Origin of the sequence: Thiobacillus sp. 65-1402 (assembly GCF_001897685.1) — a bacterium.
Classification (GTDB): domain Bacteria; phylum Pseudomonadota; class Gammaproteobacteria; order Burkholderiales; family Thiobacillaceae; genus Thiobacillus.
This window is the reverse complement of the sequence record NZ_MKUG01000137.1, coordinates 1-6,462: the sequence shown is the minus strand read 5'-3', so window position 1 is coordinate 6,462 and position 6,462 is coordinate 1. Positions and strand designations below refer to the sequence as shown.

Sequence of the window (6,462 nt, the reverse complement as noted above, 5' to 3'; positions counted from 1 at the left end):
TCTTGAACAGCCAGTTGTAGACCTCGCGGCGGGCCTCGGCGCCCTGTTCATCGAGCGCCTTGAGGTCGGTCTTCGGCGCCGCACGCAGGGTTTGCACCACCCACAGTTCCAGCGGATGAATCTGCGTCACGTAGCCGCGGTCGGCCAGGTTGTAGGCGTCGGGGGCGTGGGTCTTGTAGAGCGATTCGAGCGTCTTCCGGCTGAGGCTGGCGCTGGCGGGAACCTGTTGGTGCAGCGCGGCGACGTACGCATCGAAGCTCGCATTCGGCTCCAGATAACGGAACACCGAGGTGAAGCGGCGCGGGTTGGCACGCACGCGGGCGTACAGATCCTCCGCCATCTGCGCCGCCGTCCGGCCCTGGTGGCGCTGGTAGAAGCGGTGGATGAAGACGCGGCCTTCCTTGTCGACGAAACGCATCAGGTAGGTTGCGCGCATCGGGTTGCTGGCGTCGTCCAGGATACGCGCCGCCGCTCCTGGCGAGGCGCTGGCGTAATGCCGCACGATATCGCGCATGATGCGGATGTAGACGAGGTTGACCGAGTTCTTGGTGGCCTCCCATACATCCATCACGCGGCCATTGTCTCTGGCATCGAAGTTGGCGAAGTTGTGCAGGCCGCCGCCGGTGAAAAAGGTTTCCGGGGACGCCGAATAGGGGCGGCCCATCGCCGCGTCGAGGGTGGCGGCGAGCGTCTCGCTGCGGTTCGTCAGCAGGCGCGTAGCCACCCATTGGGCCAGTACGTCGCGCTGCGGCTGAGCTTTCTGCACGAGCACTTTTGCATCGAGCGCACGGTAGTCGGCGTGCAGCCGCGCGATGATTTCCAGGTAGGTGACCAGAGTGCGCAGCTTGGCGGTGGAGCCGAGATCGAGGCGCGCCTGGCTGTTGATATCGAACGGCTGGTTGAGATTGTCGGCCTGGATGCGCAGCACGTTGCCGGACGGCGCTTTTTCATACAGGGTGAAGCTGTAGATCACCTGGCCCAGCGGATCTTCCGGTTTCAGCAGGCGAAACCCGATCAGCCCCGATGCAGCGGCGGCTTCCGCTTTGGCCAGGCTTTGCAGGTAGCCGCTGACGATCTTCTGCGCCGGCTGGTTGATGGTGGTGTCGACCGCCAGGTCGAGCCGGTCGAGATCGTACAGGCGCGGCTCGCCGAGCAGCGCGGCGACGCGGATGCGCTGCGCATTGGTGGCTTTCTGGTCGGCGAAGCGCGGCGCCGGCGGGTCGATGCGCAGGCGCGTGCTGCGCAGCTTGACGGCCTTGGCGCGGTTGGCGAGTTCGCGCGAAATCAGATTGGCGCTGGCCAGCAGATCGAGGTGGTCGTCGGTGAGGGCGTCCAGCGCCTTGCGGTTGGCGGCGAGGTAATACGACGGGCGGCGCTCCGCCACGATCAGCGACAGCACATGCTTCAGCGCACTGGCGTAGGCCGTGTCGCGGGAAGCCGGCTTGCTGGCCAGGATGCGGTTGATCTCGGCGAAGTCCAGTCCGTACCACGCCCACAGGCCGTCGCCGACGCCGTTGACTTCGCCGAAGCGTGGCGCCGCGGCGAGCGGAACCGTGTTGAGGTAGGCCATCACGGTTTTGCGCCGCATCGGCATCGTGTTGGCGCCATCGAGATAAGCGCGCAGGCTGGCGGTGGCCATCTGGCGCAGCTTTTCGCTCATGCTGCCGGTCAGACCTTCCGGCGAATGGCGGTATTTTTCGATCTGCGTCGGCAGGGTGCTGCCGCCCGGCACGTTGCGATCCGTGTCGACCAGGCTGATGCCTTTTTCTAGCAAGGCCTGGGCGAGCCGGTCCCACTCCACCGCCGGGTTGCGGGTGGGGAACTGCTCGGTCAGCAGTTCGCGGTTTTCGATGTGGAGCAGGGCGTCGACCAGCACCTTGGGAATCTCCTCGAAGCGACGGTACACCCGCGTCGGATGCTGCCCCTGATAGAGCTGTTTGCCGTCGCTGTCGAGCAGGGTCAGGCCGGCCTGATCCTTTTCGTGATACGGCAGGAACAGGCCGAGATCGTCTGCCCGCGCCATCTGGATGCTGATCCGGGCCTGCTGGTCGATCTGCCAGCCTGCGCGGTCGAGCCGTGCCAGGTAGTCAGGCAGCTTGCTGTAGCCGAGGCGCACGTCGTACGGCCCCTGGCCCGGGTAACGGATGCGGTCGGACGGTCCCGACCGGATTTGCCAGGTCATTTTCTGCGCGGTTTTGGCGAGATATTTCGCTTCCAGCGCCGACGACACCAGTTCCCAGGCGACCAGCCCGATCAGCCCGATCAGCAGCAGCAGGATGCCAAGGCCGATCAGGATGCGGCGCGGGACCTTGTGCATGCTTCAGACCCAGTCGCGCGCGCTGAGAAAATCGGTGTAGAGCGCCGCTTCCGGCGTGCCGGGCGCGGGATGCCAGTCGTAGCGCCATTTCACGATCGGCGGCAGCGACATCAGGATCGATTCGGTGCGCCCGCCCGATTGCAGGCCGAACAGGGTGCCGCGGTCGAACACCAGGTTGAATTCGACGTAGCGGCCGCGCCGGTAGGCCTGGAAGTCGCGTTCGCGCTCGTCGTAGGGCGTGTCGCGGCGGCGCTGGAGAATCGGCAGATAGGCGGTGAGGAAGGCATCGCCCACACTTTTCGTCATGGCGAAGGCATGCTCGAAGCCGCCCTCGGAAAAGTCGTCGTAGAACACGCCGCCGATGCCGCGCGGCTCGTTGCGGTGCTTGAGGAAGAAATAGCGGTCGCACCATTCCTTGAAGCGGGGATGCAGGCCGGCGCCGAACGGATCGAGCGCGTCCTTGCAGGTGGCGTGGAAGTGCCGCGCGTCGTCCTCGAAGCCGTAGTAGGGCGTCAAATCCATGCCGCCGCCGAACCACCACACCGGCGCCTCGCCGTCCTTCATCGCGACGAAGCAGCGCACGTTCATGTGCACCGTCGGCGCGTAGGGGTTGCGCGGGTGCAGCACCAGCGAGACGCCCATCGCCTCCCAGCGTCGCCCGGCGAGCTCCGGCCGGTGCGCGCTGGCCGACGGCGGCAGCTGGTTGCCGAGCACGTGCGAGAAATTCACCCCGCCGCGCTCCAGCACATTGCCTTCCTCGATCAGCCTCGAGATGCCGCCGCCGCCCTCGGGGCGCTCCCAGGCGTCGGTGCGGAACGGCAGGCCGTCGGCGGCTTCCAGCGCGGCGACGATGCGCGCCTGCAGGTCGAGCAGCCAGGTTTTGACTGCGCGTGTATTGAACGTGGCGGTGTCGAAGGCGTCGGATGGCATCAGGGTCTCAAAACGGTTCCGGTGGCGAGGTCGATCAGGGTGGAGGGACGGTGGCGCCGGCCGATGCGGCCATCGATCACGCGTACCCGCGCGCCGAATATTCTGCGGCATTCGGCTGCGCTTTTGGCGGGCGGCTTGCCGCTTTTGTTGGCGCTGGTGGAAACCAGCGCCATGCCGAGGCTGCGGCACAGCCGTGCGGCGCCGGCGTGGGCGGTGACGCGCACCGCGATGGTGGGGCGTCCGCCGGTGAGCAGGGGGGAGCAGGCGGCGGACGCGGGCACCACCCAGGTGACGGGGCCGGGCCAGCTGCGCTGCATCCGCGCCCGGTCGGGCGCACTCAGGGGACGCACGAAGGTTCGCAGCCGCTTGAAGCGGTCGGCGATCAGCAGCAGGCCCTTGGCGGCGCTGCGGCCCTTGAGCCGGATGAGGCGCTTCAGCGCGCGCGGATTGCGCGGGTCGCAGCCGAGGCCGTAGCAGGATTCGGTCGGGTAGGCGATCAGGCCGCCGCGCCGCAGGTACGCGCGCAGCATATCCGCCTCACCCCTCACGCCTGACGCCTCACTTTTTCCGGTCGAGCGCGCGCCAGCCGATGTCGCGGCGGTATTGCATGCCTTCGAAGTGGATGCAGGCCGCCGCCTCGTAGGCGCGCTTCTGCGCCATGCGCACGCTGTCGCCGAGCGCGGTCACCGCCAGCACGCGGCCGCCGCTCACCACGGTCCGCCCATCCTGCGCGGTCGTGCCGGCGTGGAACACGTGCAGGTCGTCGGCGGCGGCGGGCAGTGCGCCGATGAGCGCGCCCTGCTGCGGCGCGTCGGGGTAGCCGGCGGCGGCCAGCACCACCGCGAGCGCGGTGCGGCGGTCCCATTCGGCCTCGGCCTGGTCGAGGCCGCCGTTGACGGCGGCTTCCAGCAAGGCGACGAGATCGGATTTCAGCCGCATCATGATCGGCTGGGTTTCCGGGTCGCCCATGCGGCAGTTGAATTCGAGCACCTTGGGCGCGCCGTCGGCGCCGACCATGATGCCGGCGTACAGAAAGCCGGTGTAGCGGATGCCGTCGGCCGCCATGCCCTCGACCGTGGGATGGATCACCTCGCGCATGATGCGCGCGTGCAGTTCCGGCGTGACCACCGGCGCCGGCGAATAGGCGCCCATGCCGCCGGTGTTGGGGCCGCTGTCGCCGTCGCCCAGGCGCTTGTGGTCCTGGCTGGAGGCGAGAGCCAGCACGTGTTCGCCGTCGACCATGACGATGAAGCTGGCTTCCTCGCCGACGAGGCATTCCTCGATCACCACGCGGTGGCCGGCTTCGCCCATGCTGTTGCCGGCGAGCATGGCGTCGACCGCGGCGTGCGCCTCGGTGGCGCTCGTCGCGACCACCACGCCCTTGCCGGCGGCCAGGCCGTCGGCCTTCACCACGATGGGCGCGCCGTGCCGGTCGATGTAGGCGTGCGCCGCGGCGGCATCGGTGAAGGTGCCGAAGGCCGCGGTGGGAATGCCGTGGCGCGCCATGAATTGCTTGGCGAAATCTTTCGAGCTTTCGAGCTGCGCGGCGGCCTGGGTGGGGCCGAAAATCTTCAGCCCGGCGGCGCGGAAGGCGTCGACCACGCCCGCCGCCAGCGGTGCTTCGGGGCCGACCACGGTGAGCGCAATCTCTTCGCGGCGGGCGAATTCGACCAGCGCCGGGATGCCCGAAATGGGTACGTTGAGGAGACCGCTTTCGGTTGCCGTACCGCCGTTTCCGGGTGCGACGAATACTTGCGAGACGCGGGGGGATTGCGCGAGTTTCCAGGCCAGTGCGTGTTCGCGTCCGCCGGAGCCGATGACGAGGAGTTTCATGTGCGTGAGGGGTTGGTTAGGGGTTAGGGGCTGGGAGTTAGGGGCTAGGGGTTAGGATTTAGGGGCTAGGGAAGGAGCGGCTTCGCCGCGCCTCATTGAATTCATCCCACGCGGCGAAGCCGCACAAAGCCCCCTAATCCCTAACTCCTAGCCCCTAGCTCCTAGCCCCTCGCAATCAATGACGGAAATGCCGCGTGCCGGTGAACACCATCGCGATGCCGTGTTCGTTGGCCGCAGCGATGACTTCGTCGTCGCGCATCGAGCCGCCGGGCTGGATCACCACCTTGATCCCGGCCGCCGCGGCCTGGTCGATGCCGTCGCGGAAGGGGAAGAAGGCGTCGCTCGCCATCACCGAGCCGGGCACCGGCAGGCCGGCGTGCTCGGCCTTGATCGCGGCGATGCGCGCGGAGTTGACGCGGCTCATCTGGCCGGCGCCGACGCCGACGGTCATGCGGTCCCTGGCGTAGACGATCGCGTTGGACTTGACGAACTTGGCGACGCGCCAGGCGAACAGCAGGTCGTCCATTTCCTGTGCGCTCGGGGCGCGCTCGGTGACCGTTTTCAGTTCGCCGTGCAGCAGCACGTCGGCGTCCTGCACCAGCAGGCCGCCGGCCACGCGCTTCATGTCGAGCTGGGCCACCGCGCCGCTCCACTTGCCGCATTCGAGCAGGCGCACGTTCTTCTTCGCGGCGACGGCGGCGGAGGCTTCCGGGCTGACCTCGGGCGCGATGATGACTTCGACGAACTGGCGCTCGACGATGGCGGCGGCGGTGGCGCCATCGAGCCGGCCGTTGAAGGCGATGATGCCGCCGAAGGCCGATTCGGGGTCGGTCTGGTAGGCGCGGTTGTAGGCCTCCAGCAGGGTCGCGCCGTACGCCACGCCGCAGGGGTTGGCGTGCTTGACGATGACGCAGGCCGGCGCGGCGTCGAACTGCTTGACGCATTCGAGCGCGGCGTCGGTGTCGGCGATGTTGTTGTAAGAGAGTTCCTTGCCCTGGATCTGGCGTGCGGTGGCGATGGTGCCGGCCGGCGCGTTGGCCTCGACGTAGAAGGCGCCGGCCTGGTGCGGGTTCTCGCCGTAGCGGCAGGTCTGCGCGCGGGTGAAGTTGAGGTTGAGGCGTTCGCCGAACTGCGCCTTTTCGCCGGCGTCGTTCAGCGCGGTGAGGTAGTTGGAGATCGCGCTGTCGTATTCGGCGGTGTGGCTGAACGCCTTTTTCGCCAGGCCGAAGCGGGTGGCGTCCGTGAGCGCGCCGCCGTTGGCCTGCATCTCGGCGACCAGCTTGGGGTAATCGGCCGGGTCGGTGACGATGGCGACGAAGCGGTAGTTCTTGGCCGACGAGCGCACCATCGCCGGGCCGCCGATGTCGATGTTCTCGATCGCG

The 6,462-nt window shown here is 67.9% G+C and carries 5 protein-coding genes; all 5 read right to left on the bottom strand.

The genetic code is table 11. The annotated features are described in order from the left end of the window. Positions 1-2,317, bottom strand: a 2,317-nt coding sequence (locus BGO62_RS10885; RefSeq protein ID WP_296642247.1) for a transglycosylase domain-containing protein, incomplete at its 3' end; no start/stop codon positions are given. Positions 2,318-2,320: 3 nt separating this feature from the next. Further along, positions 2,321-3,247 (bottom strand): oxygen-dependent coproporphyrinogen oxidase, encoded by a 927-nt coding sequence (hemF, locus tag BGO62_RS10880; protein WP_296642244.1) that lies wholly within the window; start codon positions 3,245-3,247, stop codon positions 2,321-2,323. Next, positions 3,247-3,777: an L-threonylcarbamoyladenylate synthase gene (locus BGO62_RS10875; protein ID WP_296642242.1), complete on the bottom strand. Its 531-nt coding sequence runs from the start codon at positions 3,775-3,777 to the stop codon at positions 3,247-3,249. Before BGO62_RS10875 ends, hemF begins: the two co-directional genes overlap by 1 nt. 28 nt (positions 3,778-3,805) lie before the next feature. Next, complete coding sequence (gene purD / locus BGO62_RS10870) at positions 3,806-5,080, bottom strand: phosphoribosylamine--glycine ligase (RefSeq protein WP_296642239.1); 1,275 nt, start codon at positions 5,078-5,080, stop codon at positions 3,806-3,808. 175 nt (positions 5,081-5,255) lie between these two features. Further along, on the bottom strand, positions 5,256-6,462 hold a 1,207-nt coding region (purH, locus tag BGO62_RS10865; RefSeq protein ID WP_296642237.1), incomplete at its 5' end, for a bifunctional phosphoribosylaminoimidazolecarboxamide formyltransferase/IMP cyclohydrolase.

Excerpts from the sequence above, each read along its gene's own strand:
- hemF (WP_296642244.1), bottom strand. The coding sequence starts at position 3,247 with ATGCCATCCGACGCCTTCGACACCGCCACGTTCAATACACGCGCAGTC.
- BGO62_RS10875 (WP_296642242.1), bottom strand. The coding sequence starts at position 3,777 with ATGCTGCGCGCGTACCTGCGGCGCGGCGGCCTGATCGCCTACCCGACC.
- purD (WP_296642239.1), bottom strand. The coding sequence starts at position 5,080 with ATGAAACTCCTCGTCATCGGCTCCGGCGGACGCGAACACGCACTGGCC.